The 18,561-nt window shown below is 70.5% G+C and carries 18 protein-coding genes; 8 read left to right on the top strand and 10 right to left on the bottom strand.

The window, feature by feature from the left end:
- Positions 1–161: 161 nt before the first annotated feature.
- From ABMQ42_RS11960 to ABMQ42_RS11950, 3 genes are read left to right on the top strand one after another with little or no spacing between them, the layout of a single operon-like run.
- Complete coding sequence (locus ABMQ42_RS11960) at positions 162–512, top strand: metallopeptidase family protein (RefSeq protein ID WP_349723228.1); 351 nt, start codon at positions 162–164, stop codon at positions 510–512.
- Complete coding sequence (clpS, locus tag ABMQ42_RS11955) at positions 503–808, top strand: ATP-dependent Clp protease adapter ClpS (RefSeq protein WP_349723227.1); 306 nt, start codon at positions 503–505, stop codon at positions 806–808. The genes ABMQ42_RS11960 and clpS overlap by 10 nt, the downstream gene beginning before the upstream one ends.
- Positions 805–1,263 carry a DUF2017 family protein gene (locus ABMQ42_RS11950; RefSeq protein WP_349723226.1) on the top strand — a complete coding sequence of 153 codons (459 nt, stop codon included), beginning with the start codon at positions 805–807 and terminating at the stop codon, positions 1,261–1,263. The genes clpS and ABMQ42_RS11950 overlap by 4 nt, the downstream gene beginning before the upstream one ends.
- Here the strand turns inward: ABMQ42_RS11950 and ABMQ42_RS11945 are convergent.
- Genes ABMQ42_RS11945 through gatC form a run of 6 tightly spaced genes read right to left on the bottom strand, consistent with a single transcriptional unit; the run spans position 1,260 to position 6,814 of the window.
- Positions 1,260–1,847, bottom strand: coding sequence for a nucleoside/nucleotide kinase family protein (locus ABMQ42_RS11945; RefSeq protein ID WP_349723225.1), 588 nt, complete (start codon positions 1,845–1,847; stop codon positions 1,260–1,262). The genes ABMQ42_RS11950 and ABMQ42_RS11945 overlap by 4 nt on opposite strands.
- Positions 1,822–2,142, bottom strand: coding sequence for a hypothetical protein (locus ABMQ42_RS11940; RefSeq protein WP_349723224.1), 321 nt, complete (start codon positions 2,140–2,142; stop codon positions 1,822–1,824). Before ABMQ42_RS11940 ends, ABMQ42_RS11945 begins: the two co-directional genes overlap by 26 nt.
- A gap of 54 nt (positions 2,143–2,196) precedes the next feature.
- Positions 2,197–3,456 carry a DNA polymerase IV gene (locus tag ABMQ42_RS11935; protein ID WP_349723223.1) on the bottom strand — a complete coding sequence of 420 codons (1,260 nt, stop codon included), beginning with the start codon at positions 3,454–3,456 and terminating at the stop codon, positions 2,197–2,199.
- A gap of 54 nt (positions 3,457–3,510) precedes the next feature.
- Positions 3,511–5,007 carry an Asp-tRNA(Asn)/Glu-tRNA(Gln) amidotransferase subunit GatB gene (gene gatB / locus ABMQ42_RS11930; protein WP_502884690.1) on the bottom strand — a complete coding sequence of 499 codons (1,497 nt, stop codon included), beginning with the start codon at positions 5,005–5,007 and terminating at the stop codon, positions 3,511–3,513.
- Positions 5,007–6,518, bottom strand: a complete 1,512-nt coding sequence (gatA, locus tag ABMQ42_RS11925; RefSeq protein WP_349723222.1) for an Asp-tRNA(Asn)/Glu-tRNA(Gln) amidotransferase subunit GatA — start codon at positions 6,516–6,518, stop codon at positions 5,007–5,009. Before gatA ends, gatB begins: the two co-directional genes overlap by 1 nt.
- Positions 6,515–6,814, bottom strand: a complete 300-nt coding sequence (gatC, locus tag ABMQ42_RS11920; RefSeq protein WP_349723221.1) for an Asp-tRNA(Asn)/Glu-tRNA(Gln) amidotransferase subunit GatC — start codon at positions 6,812–6,814, stop codon at positions 6,515–6,517. Before gatC ends, gatA begins: the two co-directional genes overlap by 4 nt.
- Before the next feature lie 235 nt (positions 6,815–7,049).
- Here gatC and ABMQ42_RS11915 point away from each other — a divergent pair, with 235 nt between their 5' ends.
- From ABMQ42_RS11915 to ABMQ42_RS11900, 4 genes are read left to right on the top strand one after another with little or no spacing between them, the layout of a single operon-like run.
- Positions 7,050–7,577 (top strand): 2'-5' RNA ligase family protein, encoded by a 528-nt coding sequence (locus tag ABMQ42_RS11915; RefSeq protein WP_349723220.1) that lies wholly within the window; start codon positions 7,050–7,052, stop codon positions 7,575–7,577.
- Positions 7,574–8,044, top strand: a complete 471-nt coding sequence (locus tag ABMQ42_RS11910) for an anthrone oxygenase family protein (protein ID WP_349723219.1) — start codon at positions 7,574–7,576, stop codon at positions 8,042–8,044. Before ABMQ42_RS11915 ends, ABMQ42_RS11910 begins: the two co-directional genes overlap by 4 nt.
- Positions 8,045–8,081: 37 nt before the next feature.
- Entirely contained in the window at positions 8,082–9,788 is a 1,707-nt protein-coding gene (locus ABMQ42_RS11905) for a long-chain-fatty-acid--CoA ligase (RefSeq protein WP_349723218.1), read from the top strand.
- 8 nt (positions 9,789–9,796) lie between these two features.
- On the top strand, positions 9,797–11,641 hold the full coding sequence (locus ABMQ42_RS11900; RefSeq protein WP_349723642.1) for a DEAD/DEAH box helicase: 1,845 nt from the start codon (positions 9,797–9,799) through the stop codon (positions 11,639–11,641).
- Positions 11,642–11,653: 12 nt separating this feature from the next.
- On the opposite strand, the gene ligA is transcribed toward ABMQ42_RS11900, so the two are convergent.
- Both ligA and mnmA read right to left on the bottom strand, forming a co-directional pair.
- The gene (ligA, locus tag ABMQ42_RS11895) at positions 11,654–13,996 is read right to left on the bottom strand and encodes an NAD-dependent DNA ligase LigA (protein ID WP_349723217.1); all 2,343 of its coding nucleotides are present in this window, start codon (positions 13,994–13,996) and stop codon (positions 11,654–11,656) included.
- A 9-nt stretch (positions 13,997–14,005) separates the two neighbouring features.
- Positions 14,006–15,121 (bottom strand): tRNA 2-thiouridine(34) synthase MnmA, encoded by a 1,116-nt coding sequence (gene mnmA / locus ABMQ42_RS11890; RefSeq protein WP_349723216.1) that lies wholly within the window; start codon positions 15,119–15,121, stop codon positions 14,006–14,008.
- Positions 15,122–15,178: 57 nt separating this feature from the next.
- On the opposite strand from mnmA, the gene ABMQ42_RS11885 reads away from it, so the two are divergent.
- Positions 15,179–15,733: a hypothetical protein gene (locus tag ABMQ42_RS11885; protein WP_349723215.1), complete on the top strand. Its 555-nt coding sequence runs from the start codon at positions 15,179–15,181 to the stop codon at positions 15,731–15,733.
- Here ABMQ42_RS11885 and ABMQ42_RS11880 read toward each other — a convergent pair.
- Complete coding sequence (locus ABMQ42_RS11880) at positions 15,727–16,899, bottom strand: cysteine desulfurase family protein (RefSeq protein WP_349723214.1); 1,173 nt, start codon at positions 16,897–16,899, stop codon at positions 15,727–15,729. The two genes, ABMQ42_RS11885 and ABMQ42_RS11880, sit on opposite strands and share 7 nt — an antisense overlap.
- A gap of 17 nt (positions 16,900–16,916) precedes the next feature.
- Positions 16,917–18,539: an MFS transporter gene (locus ABMQ42_RS11875; protein WP_349723213.1), complete on the bottom strand. Its 1,623-nt coding sequence runs from the start codon at positions 18,537–18,539 to the stop codon at positions 16,917–16,919.
- Positions 18,540–18,561: the final 22 nt, after the last annotated feature.

The raw sequence follows: 18,561 nt of genomic DNA, 5'->3' as shown, positions 1-18,561 counted from the left end.
AGTCCACGCAGGGACCCCACGCAGCGAGGTCCGGACCCGGAATCGGGTGTGGACCTCACCTTTTCTCCGCTGTCACCGGCCGGTCGATGCGGCCCGCGGCACCCTTTCCTTCCTGCGATGATGGAGAGAGCCCAGAACGATGACAGGAGCGGGATCGGCGGATGCTGGAGATGGATGCCACGGCGTTCGAGGCCCTCGTCGTCGACGAGCTCGACCGGCTGCCCGACGACATGATCGACGGTCTCGACAACGTCGTGTTCGTCGTCGAGGATCGCCCCGAAGACGGCAGCCTCGATCTGCTCGGCCTTTACGACGGCTGGGCCCTGACCGAGCGCGACCGCTACGGCGTCGGTGAGCTGCCCGACCGGATCATCGTCTACCGTGAGCCGCACCTCGACGTCTGCGCCGACGAGACCGAGCTGCGCGATGAGGTGCACACGACTCTGGTGCACGAGATCGCCCACTTCTACGGCATCGACGATGACCGTCTGCACGAGTTGGGATGGGCATGAGTCTGCTGGCGGCCCCCGACACCCGCGAAGACGTCGACCTGAATCAGACCGTCGACCCCGACCGCCCCTGGCAGACCGTGGTCTGGAACGACCCGGTCAACCTCATGAGCTACGTTGTGCGCGTTCTCGAGCAGTACTTCGGCTACCCGCGCGAGGTCGCCACGCGGCTCATGCTCTCCGTGCATCACGAGGGCCACGCCGTCGTCGCCGAGGGGCCGCGCGAGCAGATGGAGCTGCACGCGCAGGCCATGCACGACTACGGCCTGTGGGCCACGATCCGGAAGGCGCCGCGATGACCGTTCTGCAGATCACCCGCATCGAAGCCGCGAACCTGGCCGAGCTGCTGCGCCAGTTCCGGGAGGTGATGGATGCCGCGGACCAGACCGACCCCGCGGTGCAGCGCCTCACTCCCGACGCCTATCCCGACGATCGTGAGGCCTCCCAGCAGTTCCGCGAGCTGACGTCATCCGATCTCCTCTCCCGCCGCAAGGAGGACGCGCAGACCGTCATCGAGAGCCTCGGGGTACCGTTCGAGATGCCGCGCACCGAGACCGAGTCGCTCGAAGAGCTGACCGTCACGCTCTCCCCCGAGCAGTTCGAGGCCTGGCTCCGGTCATTGGCGGCGCTGCGTCTCGTCCTCGCCTCGCGGCTGGGCGTGTCCGCCGAAGACGACCACGACGAGGACGACCCCCGCTTCGGCGTGTACGACTGGCTGGGATACCGGCTCGAGATGCTGGTCCAGCAGGCTTAGGGGACCTCGACGACGACCTGCGCGAGCTCGCCGGGCCGATCGCGCGCGACGTGCCGTGCCTCCTGCCGCGCCCAGCGTTCCCAATGCGGACGGTAGGCGTCGCCATCGCGGTCGAGGGCACGCCCGCGACGCGACGACTCGGGTCCGTCCATCCACACGGTCACATCGGCCAGCGGAGCCGTTACGGCGGTGAGGGCTCCCGACCCTTCGACGATCAGCGGGCCGCTCGGGTCGACCGTGTGCTCCTCGGCGGCAGCGTCGGCGTCCCAGTCCCAGCGCCGCCAGACGCCGGGCTCACCGCGGTGGTGCGCCTCGAGGATGCACCGCCGGGCGAGTGCGGTTCCGGCATCCAGCCCATCCCATCCGGGATACAGCGCGTCGAGCGCGACGAGCTGCACCGGCCCGCCCCACGCCTGAACGAGCAGTCGTGCCAGCGTCGACTTGCCGGCGCCGCTACGCCCGTCGATGAGCACGACCGGAGCGGCGGCGGGCGCGGCCCGCACGGCGATCAGAACGCGGTCGCGCGCCGTCTGCAGCGCCGCGCCGACCGCAGCGGAGTCACTTCTTGAGGGCTTTGATGACACGTGCCAGCGCGCGGCCTGCGACCCACACGAACGGGATCGCCACGGCGAGGAACGAGACGACGTTCGGCTCGAAGCGGAGGTCGTCGCCGCGGCGCACGTACGCACCGATCGGAACGGCGTATCCCCCGCCTCCCCCGCCGCCGTTGCCGGCTTCGTCCGATCCGCCGCCGAAACCCGTCCAGCTGATGGCGACCGGGATGACACGGATGCCGTCGACATCCTCCTGCTTGCCGTAGGCGCCGTTGACGCCGAAGGCGGCAGCCTGCTTGCCGAGCTCGAGTGCGATGTTGGGCATGCTCCCACGGTAGCCGCCCGCGGGCCGCATTCCCACCCTTGATCGCGACGACGCTCAGTCACGTCGACGAACGGGCGGATGGTGCGTCACGCCCCGCACGTCGCGCCGCTCGCCCAACAGGGCCGCTCGGGTGACCACGCCGGCGCCGAAGCGCGCGGTCGCATCATCGAGCGCCCCCTCGACCTGCCGCCATTCGGCGTCGTCGTCCCAGAGTGCGAGCCCGCCGGCGCCCGTGGCGCGCAGCTTCTCGGCGCGCACACCGATCAGACGAATGGGCAACGGTCGCTCGAGACGGTCGAACAGGTCGAGTGCGGCAGCGCCGATGCGCTGACCGACGTTCGTGGGCTCGGGCATGGTCTGCGCGCGCGTGTAGGTGGTGAAGTCGGCGAAGCGCACCTTGATGGAGACCGTCGCGGCCTCCCACTGCGCCTCGCGCAGGCGCGCGCCGACTCGATCGGCAAGGCGCCGCAGCTCGGCCCGCAGAACCCGCTCGTCGGCGATGTCGGTGCGGAAGGTCTCTTCGTGCCCGACGCTCTTCTCGATGCGGTCGGTCTCGACCTCGCGCGCGTCGAGCCCGCGCGACAGGTGCCAGACACGATCGCCCATCGCCGCGCCCAGGATGCGTTCGAGCACGGGGCGCGGGGTCTCGCGGATGTCGTTCACAGTGCGGATGCCGCGGGACTCGAGCGCCTCGGACGACTTCGGTCCCACCCCCCACAGCGCACGCACGCTCAGCGGCGCCAGGAAGTCCTCGGTGTCGGCCTCCGCCACGATCAGCAACCCGTCGGGCTTGCTCATCGTGGACGCGATCTTCGCGACATGCTTGGTCGCCGCGGCTCCCACGCTGCAGGTCAGCCCGGTCTGGTCACGGACACGGGTGCGCAGCATCCTCGCGATCCGCCCCGGCGGGCCCCAGAGGCGCCGCGCGCCGCGCACGTCGAGGAAGGCCTCGTCGATGGAGAGCGGTTCGACCAGCGGCGTGATCTCATGGAACAGGTCCATGACCCGGCCCGAGAGCGCGAGATACCGCTCGAAATGCGGGGGCACCACCACCGCCGACGGGCACAGGCGCATCGCCTGCCCGACAGGCATGGCCGAGCGCACGCCGTAGCGACGCGCCTCGTAGGTGGCACTGGAGACGACGCCGCGTCCCTCCACTCCGCCTACGATGACGGGCTTGCCGCGCAGGGACGGATCGTCGAGCACCTCCACCGAGGCGTAGAAGGCGTCCATGTCGACATGCAGGATGCCGGCGCCGGTGTCGTCGGCGCCGTCGGGCGAGACCCGCCTGCCCGATCCGTCACCGCGTCCCATGCGTCCATTCTCGCGGAGACCGCCGACATCGACGGCCTCCGCGAGGGGATGCCGCTACTGCGCGGCGCGCTCCAGAATGAGCTCACGCACGCGGGCCGCATCGGCCTGTCCGCGCATGGCCTTCATGACGGCGCCGATGATGGCGCCGGCGGCCTGCACCTTGCCGTCCTTGATCTTGGCGAGCACGTCGGGCTGTGCCTGCAGCGCCTCGTCGATGGCCGCGATGAGCGCGCCGTCGTCGGAGACGACAGCCAGGCCCCGGGCATCCACGATCTCCTGCGGGGTGCCCTCGCCGGCGACCATTCCCTCCAGCACCTGGCGGGCGAGCTTGTCGGTGAGCGTGCCCGCGTCGACGAGCTTCTGCAGCTCGGCGACCGCCGCGGGCTCGACCAGGTCGCTCGTCTCGCGCCCGGCCTCGTTGGCCAGCCGTGCGATCTCGCCCGTCCACCACTTGCGGGCGGCGGCGGGCGTGGTCCCTGCGGCGATGGTCTGCTCGACCTCGACGAGCACGCCGCCGTTGGCGACATCCTGGAACTCGAGGTCGGTGAAGCCCCACTCTGCCTTCAGCCGGCGACGGCGGGCCGCCGGCGGCTCGGGCAGTGCGGCGCGCAGCTCTTCGATCAGTTCGAGAGAGGGCACCACCGGCAGCAGGTCGGGCTCGGGGAAGTAGCGGTAGTCGTCGGCGTCGGACTTCGGGCGACCCGGCGAGGTCACGCCGGTGTCTTCGTGCCAGTGCCGGGTCTCCTGCGTGATCGTGCCGCCGTCGGCGAGGATCGCCGCCTGCCGCTGGATCTCGTAGCGCACCGCACGCTCGACCGAGCGCATCGAGTTGACGTTCTTGGTCTCGGTGCGGGTGCCGAGCTTCTCCTGCCCGCGCGGGCGCAGCGAGACGTTGGCGTCGCAGCGGATGTTGCCGCGCTCCATGCGCGCGTCGGAGATGTTCAGCGCCCGCACGATGTCACGGATCGTGCGCACGTACGCGGCACCCAGCTCGGGCGCGTTGTGCTCGGCCCCGAAGATCGGTTTGGTGACGATCTCGACCAGCGGCACGCCCGCACGGTTGTAGTCGACGAGGGAGTACTCCGCCCCCTGGATGCGGCCGGCCGCTCCTCCGACGTGGGTCAGCTTTCCGGCATCCTCTTCCATGTGCGCCCGCTCGATCGGCACCTCGACCAGCGTGCCGTCTTCGAGCTCGACCTCGACCTGTCCCTCGTACGCGATGGGCTCGTCGTACTGCGAGATCTGGTAGTTCTTGCCGAGATCCGGATAGAAGTAGTTCTTGCGCGCGAAGCGGCTCGACGCGGCGATCGAGCAGCCGAGCGCCAGGCCCAGGCTGATCGAATACCGCACGGCCTGGGCGTTCACGACCGGCATCGACCCCGGCAGGCCGAGGTCGACCGGCGCGAGGTCTGTGTTCGGCTCGCGTCCGAACGAGTTCGGCGCGTCGGAGAACATCTTGGTCTTCGTGTTCAGCTCGACGTGCACCTCGAAGCCGAGCACGGGCTCGAACAGTTCGAGGGCCTTGTCGAAGTCCATGATCTTCGCGGCCATCAGCGCGCCCCTCCCAGAACGGGGGCGCGATCCAGCAGCGGACCGCCCCACGAGTCGACGAGCGCGGCCTCGAGAGCGGCGCCCACACGGTACAGCCGGGCGTCTTCACGCGCCGGTGCGAGGAATTGGATGCCGACGGGCAGGCCGTCGTCGGATGCCAGACCCGACGGGACCGAGATGCCGGGGACCCCCGCGAGGTTCGCCGGGATCGTCGTCAGGTCGTTCAGGTACATCTGCAGCGGGTCGCCGATCTTCTCGCCCAGCTTGAACGCCGTGGTCGGCGCAGACGGCGTCGCGATGACGTCGACCTGGCCGAAGGCGGCGGTGAAGTCCTGCTGGATGAGCGTGCGCACCTTCTGGGCCGAGCCGTAGTAGGCGTCGTAATACCCCGCCGACAGGGCGTAGGTGCCGAGGATGATGCGGCGCTTGACCTCGTCGCCGAACCCGGCGTCGCGGGTGGCGGCCATGACGTCTTCGACCGTGCCGCCGTTCAGGTCGACGCGCATACCGAACCGCACCGAGTCGAACTTCGCGAGGTTGCTGGATGCCTCGGCCGGCAGGATCAGGTAGTACGCGGCGACCCCGTACTCGAAGTGCGGGGCGCTGATCTCGACGATCTCGGCGCCGTGCGCCTGGAGGACGTCGAGCGACGCGCGGAACGACTCGGCGACTCCGGCCTGGAAGCCGCTGTCGGGCAGTTCCTTGACGACGCCGACCTTCAGGCCCTTGAGCACGTCACCGCGCGCGCCCTCACGGGCGGCGTCGGCGAACGACGGCCAGGCGTCGGTCAGCGAGGTCGAGTCGTGCGGGTCGTGCCCGCCGATGACGTCGTGCAGCAGACCGGCGTCGAGCACGGTGCGGGTCACCGGGCCGACCTGGTCGAGCGACGAGGCCAGGGCGATGGCGCCGTAGCGGCTCACCCCGCCGTAGGTCGGCTTGATGCCGACCGTGCCGGTCACGTGCGCGGGCTGGCGGATCGAGCCGCCGGTGTCAGAGCCCAGCGCCAGCGGTGCCTCGAAGGCAGCCACCGCCGCGGCCGAGCCGCCACCCGAGCCGCCGGGGATGCGCTCGAGATCCCACGGGTTGTGCGTGGGGCCGTAGGCGGAGTGCTCGGTCGACGAGCCCATCGCGAACTCGTCCATGTTGGTCTTGCCGAGCGGGATGAGGCCCGCAGCGCGCGAGCGCGCGACGACGGTCGCATCGAACGGCGACATGTAGCCCTCGAGGATCTTCGATCCGCTCGTGGAGGGCATGTCGGTCGTGACGAGCACGTCCTTGACCGCCAGGGGCACACCGGCGATCGGCCCGAGCTGCTCGCCGGCTGCGCGTCGCCGATCGCTGTCGGCCGCGGCATCCAACGCCTTCTCGTTCACATGCAGGAACGCGTGCACGTCGCCGTCGACGGCGGCGATGCGGTCCAGGTGGGCCTGGGTGGCCTCGACCGACGAGACCTCGCCGGCGGCGAGCTTGTCGGCGAGCTCGGCGGCGGTCAGACGGATGATGTCGCTCACTGTTCCTCCCCCAGGATCGCCGTGACGCGGAAGCGGCCGTCGGCGGCATCCGGTGCGTTCTGCAGCGCCTGCTCATGGGTCAGGGTCTGCCCGACCTCATCGGGCCGGAACACGTTCTGCAGGGCGATGGGGTGACTCGTGGCCGCCACGTCGGGCGTGGCCACCCGGGACACCTTCGCGATGTTGTCGACGATGACGTCGAGCTGGCCGGTAAGGCGCTCGACCTCTTCGTCACTCAGTCGGATGCGCGCGAGCACACCGAGATGGCGCACGAGATCGGGGGTGATTTCTGACACCACCCCAGTCTACGGGCGAGTGGATGCCGCGCCCGCGGGGTCTGCGTCGGCGCTGGCGTTCTCGGTTCGCGCTGCCGTGTTCTGCGTGCGCTGTCTTCTTCCGCGTTTGCGCCCGGGATCCGCGCACCCGCTTTCGCTTGCGCTGTACTTCTCGACGTTCGCGCCTGCGAATCGCGTGCGCGGATGTGATTCTCTACAGCGTGAGCGACTGATCGCTCTGTGGTTTCATGGGCCCATGACGAGTCAACCCGCGGAACAACCGGCGGATGCCGGTGGAGACGACGCGCCACGTCGATACGCCATCGCAGCGATGCTCGAACCTATCGAGACCGGCGTACACATCGACCGCAAGCAGTGGCCTGCTCACGTGACGCTGGTCGGGAACTTCGTCACCGGCGGACGGCCCGCGGAGATCATGGCAGCGGTCGAGCGCGCACACGCGTGCGAAGAGCCATTGCAGATCGTCTTCGGCAACCTCGCGCAGTTCGGCGCCAGGAGCGACATCCCCGTCCGGCTCGTGATCTCCGATGATCCCGTCCACCTCCATCACCGCATCGCGGATGAGCTGCAAGCACTCGGCGGAGTGAGCGCCGATGAGCCCGACTACTGGTTCGACGGCTACCGTCCCCACGTCACGCTCGGACCGCATATCGCCTTCTCAGAGGGCGACCACGCGATCGTGAGGTGCATCGTGGTCGCCCAGGTCAACGACGAAACCGCAGTGGTCGTGGCATCCGAGACCCTCCCGGGGAGCACACCATGACCGCACCGATCTGGTTCACGATCCTGGTCTGGGCCACGGCGGCACTGACGATGATCAACGCGGGCATCTACCTCGCGTTCTCGACGTTCGTCCTCCCCGGGCTGCGCACGCTGTCTGCCGCAGACGCTGTGCGCGCGATGCAGCGCATCAACGAGAAGGCTCCGCGCAACGCCTTCATGGTGCCGTTCATCGGCTCAGCGCTGGGCAGTGCCGCCGTGATCGTCGCCGCGCTCGTCCTCCGACCCGAGGGAATCTGGTGGTTCATCGGCGGAGCGATCGGCGCACTTGCGGCGTTCTTCGTCACGGCGGGCGTCAACGTGCCGCTGAACAACGCGCTGGCGGCGGCATCCGAGGCGACGGCGCCCGAAGCGTGGCCGCGATTCGACCGCCCGTGGGCCGCATCGAACCATCTGCGCGGTCTCGTCTCGGTCGTCGGCACGGTCGCGCTGTCGATCGGCGCGGCCTGAGCCCGTGCGGAGCACCCCCGACGCGTAGGCTGGGTGGATGACGTCGTACGATCCGCCGCGCCCGTGGACCGCCAGCTACGCCGCCGGCGTACCCGAGGATCTCGACCCCGTCAGCGGCTCGCTCGTCGACATCGTCGCGGCATCCGCTCGCGACTATCCCGACGCGCCCGCGCTGCAGTTCTTCGGCCGTGAGGCCACGTACCGCGAGCTGCAGGACCAGATCGACCGTGCCGCAGCCGGCCTGAAGCGCCTCGGCGTCGGCGCCGGCGACACCGTGGCCATCGTGCTGCCGAACTGCCCACAGCACATCGTCGCGTTCTACGCGATCCTGCGCCTGGGCGCCATCGCGATCGAGCACAACCCGCTGTACACCCCGCGCGAGCTGCGCAAGCAGTTCGAAGACCACGGTGCGAAAACGGCGATCGTCTGGACGAAGGTGGTCGGCAGCATCCAGGACTTCCCCGCCGATCTCGCCGTCACCAACCTCATCTCCGTCGATGTCGTGCAGGCCATGCCGTTCGGCATGCGCATGGCACTCAGACTGCCGATCGCGAAGGCCCGCGAGTCACGCGAGGCCCTCTACAGCCGCGTGAGCGGCACGATCGACTGGAAGCAGATCGTCGAGTCCGAGCCGCTGCCCGCCAGCCACCCGAAGCCGGCGACCGACGATCTCGCGATCATCCAGTACACGAGCGGCACGACCGGCACCCCGAAGGGCGCGTCGCTCACGCACCGCAATCTGCTCGCCAACGCCGCGCAGGCGCAGGCGTGGGTGCCGCAGATCGTGCGCGGCAAGGGCTGTGTCGTCTACGCGGTGCTGCCGATGTTCCACGCGTACGGCCTCACACTGTGCCTGACTTTCGCGATGTCGATGGGCGCGCGTCTCGTGCTCTTCCCGAAGTTCGAGCCCGACATGGTGCTCGACGTCACGAAGAAGCACCCGGCGACGTTCCTGCCGCTGGTGCCCCCGATCGCCGAACGGCTGCTGAAGGCTGCGAACGAGAAGGGCGTGTCGCTCGCAGGCACCGAGATCGCGATCTCGGGCGCGATGGCCCTGCCGCACGAGCTCGTCGTGCCGTTCGAGAAGGCCACCGGAGGCTACCTCGTCGAGGGCTACGGGCTGAGCGAGTGCTCCCCCGTGCTCATGGCGAATCCCGCCGCCGACAATCGCGTTCCCGGCACGGTCGGCCTGCCGCTGCCCGGCACCGAGTGCCGCGTCGTCGACCCCGACGAGCCGACCAAGGATGTCGCACCCGGCGCGGCCGGCGAGCTGCTCGTGCGCGGACCGCAGGTGTTCGGCGGCTACTACGGCAAGCCCGAGGCGACCGAAGCGGTGTTCGTGGACGGCTGGTTCCGCACCGGCGACATCGTCACGATCGACGAGGCCGGCTTCGTGCGCATCGTCGATCGCATCAAAGAGCTCATCATCACGGGCGGCTTCAACGTCGCCCCGACCGAGGTCGAGAACGCGCTGCGCCAGCATCCCGATGTCGAAGACGTCGCCGTCGTGGGGCTGCCCAGCGAGCACTCCGGCGAAGAGGTCGTGGCAGCGATCGTGCTGGCGCCGAACGTCGACGAGCCCGACGTCGAGGCGATCCGCGCGTTCGCGCGCGGCATCCTCACCCCCTACAAAGTGCCGCGACGGATCTTCGTCGTCGACGAACTGCCGAAGTCGCTGATCGGCAAGGTGTTGCGCCGCCAGGTGCGCGAGAAACTGCTCGACCTGACGGGAGCCGGACAATGACCGAGACGATGGATGCCGCAGCCGACGGCACGACGGAAGACGCGGCGACCGCCGCTGAGCCGCAGGGCCCCGGCTTCGAAGAGCTCGGGGTCACCGGGCGCGTGCTCGCCGCGATCCGCGACCTCGGTTACGAGACGCCGTCGGCGATCCAGGCGGCGACGATCCCGCTGCTGCTCGAGGGCCGCGACGTGCTCGGCACCGCCCAGACCGGAACGGGCAAGACCGCGGCCTTCGCGCTGCCGATCCTCGAGCGGCTCGACCTGTCGCAGAAGACGCCGCAGGCGCTTGTGCTCGCGCCCACCCGCGAGCTCGCACTGCAGGTCTGTGAGGCGTTCGAGTCGTACGCGAGCCATCTGAAGGGCGTGCACGTTCTGCCCGTCTACGGCGGGCAGGGCTACGGCCAGCAGCTGTCGGCGCTGCGCCGCGGCGTACACATCGTCGTCGGCACGCCCGGTCGCATCATGGACCACCAGGCGAAGGGCACTCTCGATCTCACCGAGCTGAAGTACCTCGTGCTCGACGAGGCCGATGAGATGCTCAAGATGGGCTTCGCCGAGGACGTCGAGCAGATCCTCGCGCAGACGCCCGAAGACAAGCAGGTCGCCCTCTTCTCCGCGACCATGCCCGCCGCGATCCGTCGCCTTGCACAGCAGTACCTGCGCGAGCCCGAAGAGATCGCGATCAAGACCAAGACCACGACGAACCAGAACATCACGCAGCGGTACCTCGTCGTCTCCTACCAGCAGAAGGTGGATGCCCTCACCCGCATCCTCGAGGTGGAGAACTTCGACGGGGTCATCGTCTTCGTCCGCACGAAGAATGAGACCGAGACCCTGGCCGAGAAGCTGCGCGCCCGCGGATACTCCGCGGCCGCGATCAACGGCGACGTCCCGCAGGCGCAGCGCGAGCGCTCGGTGAACCAGCTCAAGGACGGCAAGCTCGACATCCTGGTGGCGACCGATGTCGCGGCCCGCGGACTCGACGTCGAGCGGATCAGCCACGTCATCAACTTCGACATCCCCACCGACACCGAGTCGTACGTGCACCGCATCGGCCGCACCGGCCGCGCCGGGCGCTCGGGCGATGCGATCAGCTTCATCACGCCGCGCGAGCGCTACCTGCTCAAGCACATCGAGAAGGCGACCCGACAGCAGCCCGCCCAGATGCAGCTGCCGACCACCGAAGACGTCAACACGACCCGCCTCACGCGCTTCGACGACGCCATCACGGCCGCACTCGAGGCGACGAGCCGCATCGAGGCGTTCCGCGACATCATCGACCACTATGTGCGCCACCACGATGTGCCGGAACAGGATGTCGCGGCCGCCCTCGCGATCGTCGCCCAGGGCGAGACTCCCCTGCTGCTCGACCCCGAGAACGATCCGCTCGCCGCGTCCGTCGATGCCGTGAACCGGCCGCAGCGCGACCGGCCCGCGCGTGGGGATCGCCCGGATCGCGGCGATCGCGGTGATCGCGGGCCGCGCCGCGGCCGGGGTGACTACGCCCCGTACCGCGTCGAGGTCGGCCGTCGCCAGCACGTCGAGCCCCGTCAGATCGTCGGGGCGCTCGCGAACGAGGGCGGGCTGCGCCGCGATGACTTCGGCGCGATCACGATCAAGCCCGACTTCTCGATCGTGGAGCTGCCGACGAACCTCGACCCGGCCGTGCTCGACAAGCTGAGCGGTACGCGCATCTCGGGCAAGCTCATCCAGATGAAGCCCGACCGCGGTGCGCCGAACCGACGTCACCCGCGCGATGGCTTCGATGACCGGCCCCGTCGCGACGACCGTCCGTCGTACCGTGACCGTGACCGCGACGACCGCCCTCCGCGCAAGCCGCGCCACAAGGGCTGAACGCCCCGGCGCTCAGCCCAGCGCGCCCGGCCCCTGCTCCACCAACACCTTGAACTGGGCGGCGTCGAGGATGCGCACGCCGAGTTCCTCGGCCTTCGCGAGCTTCGAGCCCGCCCCTGGGCCCGCCGCCACGAAGTCGGTCTTCTTGGAGACGGATGACGCGGCCTTCCCGCCCGCGGCGATGATGGCCTCCTGCGCGCCCTCGCGCGTGTAGCCCTCGAGCGACCCGGTCGCCACGACGGTCAGGCCCTCGAGCACTCCCCCGGCCGACACGGCACCCGGCCCCGCATGCCCCGGGATCGCCCACTGCACGCCGGCATCCATCCACCGCGCGACGATCTCGCGGTGCCAGTCGACCTCGAACCAGTCGATGAGCGAGTCGGCGATGATGCCGCCGACACCCTCGACCGCCGCGAGGTCTTCACGCGAGGCATTCCGGATCGCATCCAACGACCCGAACCACTGCGCGAGCGCGCGTGCCGCCACGGGCCCCACGTGCCGGATGTTCAAGGCCACCAGCAACCGCCAGAGGTCCTTGGTCTTGGCCTTCTCGAGCTCTGCGAGCAGCTTCGTGGCCGCCTCGGAGGGAAGCACCTCGTGATAGTCCTTGCGGATGCCGGCGCGGCGGCGGGCCGCGGCATCCATCTCCTCCATCCCGGGCGGGTACTTCGCCGGGCCGAGCTTCTGGAACGGACTGCGGCGGATGACCTCGCCGGTCTCGGCGTCGGTCTTGGGCTCGCCCGTCTCGGAGTCGCGCACGATCACCGAGATCGGCACGAGCTCGTCGAGCGTGAGGTCGAACAGCCCCGCCTCGGTGTCGAGCGGCGCCCTCGCCGGCGGCTCGGCCTGTGTGAGAGCGGCGGCGGTCACCTCGCCGAGCACCTCGATGTCGAGCGCCCCCCGCGAGCCGATGTGCTCGACACGCCCGCGCACCTGGGCCGGGCACGAGCGCGCGTTGGGGCAGCGCAGGTCGATGTCGCCCTCCTTCGCGGGGCGCAGCGGCGACCCGCACTCGGGGCAGAACTCCGGCATGACGAAGGCGTGCTCGCTGCCGTCGCGCAGCTCGACGACGGGCCCGAGCACCTCGGGGATCACATCGCCCGCCTTGCGCAGCACGACCGTGTCGCCGATGAGCACACCCTTGGCCTTCACGACGTCCTGGTTGTGCAGCGTCGCCGAGCGCACCACGGAACCGGCTACCCGTGCGGGCTCCATCACGGCATACGGCGTCGCGCGCCCCGTCCGCCCGACCGACACGACGATGTCCAGCAACTTCGTGTTCACCTGCTCGGGCGGGTACTTGTACGCGATCGCCCAGCGCGGCGCGCGGCTGGTGGCGCCCAGCTCGTCGTGCAGCGCGAGTTCGTCGACCTTGACCACGATGCCGTCGAGCTCGTGCTCGACATCGTGCCGGTGCTCGCCGTAGTACGCGACGTACTCGAGCACCCCGTCGATCGTCTCGGGCGTGCGGAAGTACGGGCTCGTGGGCAGCCCCCACTCGGCCAGCAGCCCGTACACCTCGCTCTGCGACGCCACCGGCGGATCGGGCCACGCCCCGATGCCGTGCACCAGCAGACGCAGCGAGTCGAGCCGTCGTCGCCCCGACTCGAGCTCGAGCCCGTCCTTCTTGTCGAGCTGCTGGCGCAGCCCGCCGCTGGCCGCATTACGGGGGTTCGCGAAGGCCGGGAAGCGCCGTTGCGCGCTCGTGCGCGCCTTCTCCTCGTCGAACCGCGGCTTCTCGCGCGCCTCCGCGACGACGCGCTCGCGCAGCTCGGCCTGGAACTCGTTGAGTTCTTCGAACGCCGCGACGGGGATGAAGACCTCGCCGCGCACCTCGACGAGGGCGGGATGCCCCGAGCCTGCGAGTCTGTCGGGGATGCCGTGCACGCGCACGGCGTTCATCGTGATGTCTTCGCCGACCCGGCCGTCACCGCGCGTGGCCGCCGACGTGAGCCGCCCGTACTCGTAGCGCAGGCTGATCGCGAGCCCGTCGATCTTCAGCTCGGTCAGCCACCGCACCGCTCGGCCGGCGGCACCCTCGGTCTTCACACACCAGTCGCGCAGCTCGTCCGGCGAGAAGACGTTGTCGAGGCTCAGCATGCGCTCGGCGTGCTGGACGGGCGCGAAGGGGGTGTTCTCGGCGGCGCCGACGGTGAGGGTCGGCGAATCCTGCCCCTGCAGCTCGGGATACCACCGCTCGATCTGCTCAAGCCGCCGCATCCACCCGTCGTACGTCGCGTCGTCGACCACCTCGGCGTTGCGCCCGTAGTAATCGTCGCGCGCGGTCAGGATCCGCTCGGTGAGGTCGTCCGCCTCCGCATGCGCCTGGTCGAGGGTCAGCTGCTCGTCTGCCACCCGTTCAGTCTAGGAGCGGGCGCCGACACTCTCGGGAACGGGCACGGCCGAGACCGTGCGGTCGATCGTGAACTGCCCGATCACGCGCGTGCCGTCGTAGAGCACCGCCGTCTGGCCGGGTGCGACACCGTCGAACGGCCGCTCCGGGCGCACCGTGACGACTCCGTCGGCGAACCATGCTTGCGCGGGAACCGGGTCGGCGTGCGCGCGGATCTGCACCTCGCAGTCGAAGGCGCCCTCGGCCTGGGCACGTCCCGCCCAGCTGAAGCGCTCCCCCGCGATCTCGGCGGTCGCCAGCGCCTCTTTGGGACCCACGACGACCCTGTTGGTCACCGGCTGCACCTCGAGCACGAAGCGCGGCTTGCCATCGGGCGCCGGCACACCCAACTGCAGCCCGCGACGCTGCCCGACCGTGTACGAGTGGGCGCCGTGGTGGGTTCCGACGACGGCGCCCGAGCGGTCGACGATCTCGCCGTCGGCTTCGCCGACCCTGTCGGCGAGCCAGCCGCGCGTGTCACCGTCGGGGATGAAGCAGATGTCATAGCTGTCGGGCTTCTTGGCCACGGCCAGTCCGCGGCGCTCCGCCTCGGCGCGCACCAGGTCTTTCGAGGGCGTGTCGCCCAGCGGAAAGTAGGTGTGCGCGAGCTGCTCGGCGGTGAGCACGCCGAGCACGTACGACTGGTCCTTCGCGGCCTCCGACGCGCGGTGCAGCTCGCGGCCCTGCGGCCCGTCGACGAGCTTCGCGTAGTGCCCGGTGCACACCGCGTCGTAGCCGAGCTCGAGACCGCGCTCGAGGAGGGCGGCGAACTTGATGTGCTGGTTGCAGCGCATACAGGGGTTCGGGGTGCGACCGGCCTGGTATTCGGCGATGAAGTCGTCGACCACGTCCTGCCGGAAGCGCTCGGAGAAGTCCCAGACGTAGAACGGGATCCCCAGCACGTCGGCGACGCGGCGTGCATCCATCGCGTCTTCGATCGTGCAGCAGCCCCGGCTGCCCGTGCGCAGCGTGCCGCCGGCGCGCGAGAGCGCGAGGTGCACGCCGATGACCTCGTGCCCCGCCTCGACGGCCCGTGCGGCCGCGACGGCGGAATCGACACCACCGCTCATGGCCGCAAGAATCCGCATGGGTTCCAGTCTACGAGCGCCCGCCTGCACGGGCGCCGTCCGGCGTATGGTGGCGCCATGCACTGTCTCGCCGCGGTCCTGACCGTCGCGGCCGCTGCGCTCCTGGCCGCCTGCACCCCCACGGGACCGTCTGTGCACACGCCATCGGGTCCGACGACCGCGCCACCCCGAGCATCCGCCGTGCCGTTCGTCGACGGATGCGCGCAGTCACGACCCATCGACACCCCTTTCCCCACGGGCGATGACGTCGTCATGGGCGAGCTCAGCTTCGGCGGTCTGGCCGCCGCACCGGCCGCGACGCTGCAGCCCGACGGCACGGCGTTCTACAAGTCGGGAGCACAGCTGCCGCCGTCGGCATCCGCCACGATCCGAATCGAGTCTCCGGCCGACGAGTACGCGCGCATCGTCGTCGAAGCAGGTCCCCCGTCACTCGCTGTTGCCTATACGGGTTGTCCTGCCGGCGATGGCGTCGGTTCCTGGTGGGTCGGCGGGTTCCTCCTGTACGGGCGTGCCACCGCCTGCCTTCCCCTCGCCGTCACAGGAGACGCCGACAGCGCTGCACGCCACGTCAGGGTTGCCCTGGGGCCGCACGCGTGCAGTCGAACTCAGTGACGGGCACCGGACGCCCGCGCGCGCTCCACCGCCGCCGGAAGCGCCGCCAGCACCGCATCGATGTCGGCCTCGGTCGTGGTGCGTCCGAGCGTGAAGCGCAGAACCTGGCGCGCCTCGGCGTCGGTGCGGCCCATCGCCCGGACCACATGCGACGGCTCGGGAATGCCGGCCTGGCACGCCGACCCGGTTGACGCGCACACGTCGGCGCGGTCGAGAAGAAACAGCAGGGTCTCACCGAGCGCACCCGGGAACAGTACGTGCGCGTTGCCGGGGAGGCGGTCGATCGGGTCGCCGAGCAGTTCGGCATCAGACATCGAAGAGTGGATGCCGCGCACAAGCCGGTCGCGCAGCGCGCTCAGCCGCGCGGCTTCGGCGTGCCGCTCGGCGAGTGCGAGCTCGGCGGCGACGGCGAACGCGGCTGCCCCCGCCACGTCTTGTGTGCCGCTGCGCAGCGCGCGCTGCTGACCACCGCCCTGCAGCAGCGCGGTCGGGTTCGCGTGGCGCGACACGACGAGCGCACCGACGCCCCCGGGTCCCCCGATCTTGTGCGCCGAGACGCTCAGCGCGCACAGCCCGGTCTCCCCGGTCGCCTCGCCGCGCCAGTCGCGGAACGACACGGGAATGTGTCCGAAGGCCGACACCGCGTCCAGGTGCAGGGGCACGCCCGCCTCCTGCGCGGCCTCCGACAGACCTGCGGCGTCGTTGATCGTGCCGACCTCGTTGTTCGCCACGAGGGCGGTCGCGACCGCGGCGCCGGGCAGTGCCGCGGCGAAGCCGTCTACGGGGATGCGGGCCGCGGCATCCACCCCCACCGCCCGTACGGTCGCCCCCTCGTGCTCGTGCAGCCACTGCACCGTGTCGAGGGTCGCGTGATGCTCGCCGTCGGGCAGCACGATCGCGTCGGCGCCCTCGGCGCGGGCCCACCAGAAGCCCTTCAGCGCGGTGTTGATCGACTCGGTGCCGCCGGAGGTCAGCACGACCTCGATGGGGTCGCAGCCGAGGGTCGCCGCCAGGCGCTCGCGCGACTCCTCAAGGAGTCGGCGGGCATCCTGACCCGCGCGATGGATCGACGAGGCGTTGCCGACGCGGGCCGCGGCATCCAGCCACGCGTCGCGTGCCTCGTCTCGCAGCGGCGTGGTCGCCGCGTGATCCAGGTAGACCGTCACCGATCCACTCTCGCACGTCACGGGTGCGAGAGGGCGGGATGCCGCGCCACGGCCCGCACGCGCAGCGCACCGATCAGCCCCAGAACGAGGAAGACACCGGCCACGAGCAGCGCGACGCGCGTCGCATCGGTGAAGCCCGCCGACAGGGCATCGACGATGGCGCCGCCGTGCTGTGCGCGCAGCGCGCTGATCGTCGCCCCGGCGCTGGAGCGCGTCGCCGCGACCGCGCTGTCGACGCGCGCACCCGACAGTCCGGCATCGGAGACGGCCGCCGGGAGCGTCACCGCGAGCGTGATCGAGAGCGCCGCGCCCGCCAGCGCGGTGCCGAGCGCGCTGCCCACCTGGCGCACCGTGCTCTGGGTGGCGGAGCCCTGACCGGACTGGGCGACCGGCACGTCGCGCAGCACCGTGCCGGTGAGCTGTGCGGAGGCGAGACCCAGTCCGAGCCCGTAGACGATGAGCGGGATCGCCAGGGTCCACCCGCCGCTGCCCGGACCGACGACGGTCACCAGCCATGCGATGCCGACGATCTCGAGCGCGAGCCCCGCGATCACGACGCCGGGCGCGCCCAGCCGCTGCGCGAGGTGACGAGCGAGCGCCCCGGAGACGAAGGCGCCCAGGGCCATCGCCGCGAGGACGAGGCCCGCCCCCATGGCGTCGAACCCCAGCGCGTTGACGAGGCACAGCGGAAGCACGAACACGATGGCGAACTCGCCGACCGCGATCGTGCCGGCGGTGAGATTGCCCCAGCGGAAGGTCGGCAGCCGGAACAGCGTGAGGTCCAGCAGCACGGGGCGACCGCGCCGGGCACGCCGCCGCTCCCAGACGAGGAAGCCCGCGATGCCGAATGCGGCGACGACGGCAAGCGGCACGACGAGCGACACCGGCGCGGTCGTCGGCCAGATGAGCCCGAAGACCTCGAAATCCTCGTGCGGCCGCCACCAGCCGAGGTCGGGGCCTTCGATGACGACGAAGACGAGCGCCGCGAAGCCGATCGCGCTGAACACGGCGCCGAGAACATCACCGCCGCGGCCCCCGACGAGCGGATCCTTCGTCTCGCGCACGGTAAAGATCGCGGCGACGAAAACGAGGGTGCCCAGCGGCAGGTTCACCAGGAAGATCCACGGCCATGATGCGTACTGCGTCAGCGCCCCGCCGGCGAGCGGGCCGACGGCAGCGGCGCCCGAGATCACGGCGCCCCAGACGCCGAAGGCGGCGGCCCGGTACTTGCCCCGGAACGTCGCGTTCACCGTCGACAGCGTCGAGGGCATGATCATCGCCGCGCCGATGGCCTGGCCCGCGCGTGCCGCGATGAGCGACCCCGCCCCGCTCGCGGTCGCCGCCCACAGGCTCCCCAGCATGAAGACGACGATCCCCACGAGGAACAGGCGCTTGCGCCCCCACCGGTCGGCCAGACGTCCCGCCGACAGCAGCAGCGCCGCCAGGACCGCCGCGTAGAGACTGCCGACCCACTGCGCATCGCTCAGGGTCAGGGGCAGGTCGGCGACCATGGCGGGCAGCGCGACGCCCACGATCGTGCCGTCGAGCACGATCATGCCCAGGCCCGCGGCGAGGGCGCCGAGGCCCAGCCAGTCGCGCCGGGTGGGCGCCGTGGTGATGGTCTCGCTGATGGCGGTCATACCGCCTCCTCTTACCTTCAGT

The organism is Microbacterium sp. KR10-403, assembly GCF_040196215.1.
Taxonomy (GTDB): domain Bacteria; phylum Actinomycetota; class Actinomycetes; order Actinomycetales; family Microbacteriaceae; genus Microbacterium.
This window is presented reverse-complemented; position numbering and strand designations above follow the sequence as displayed.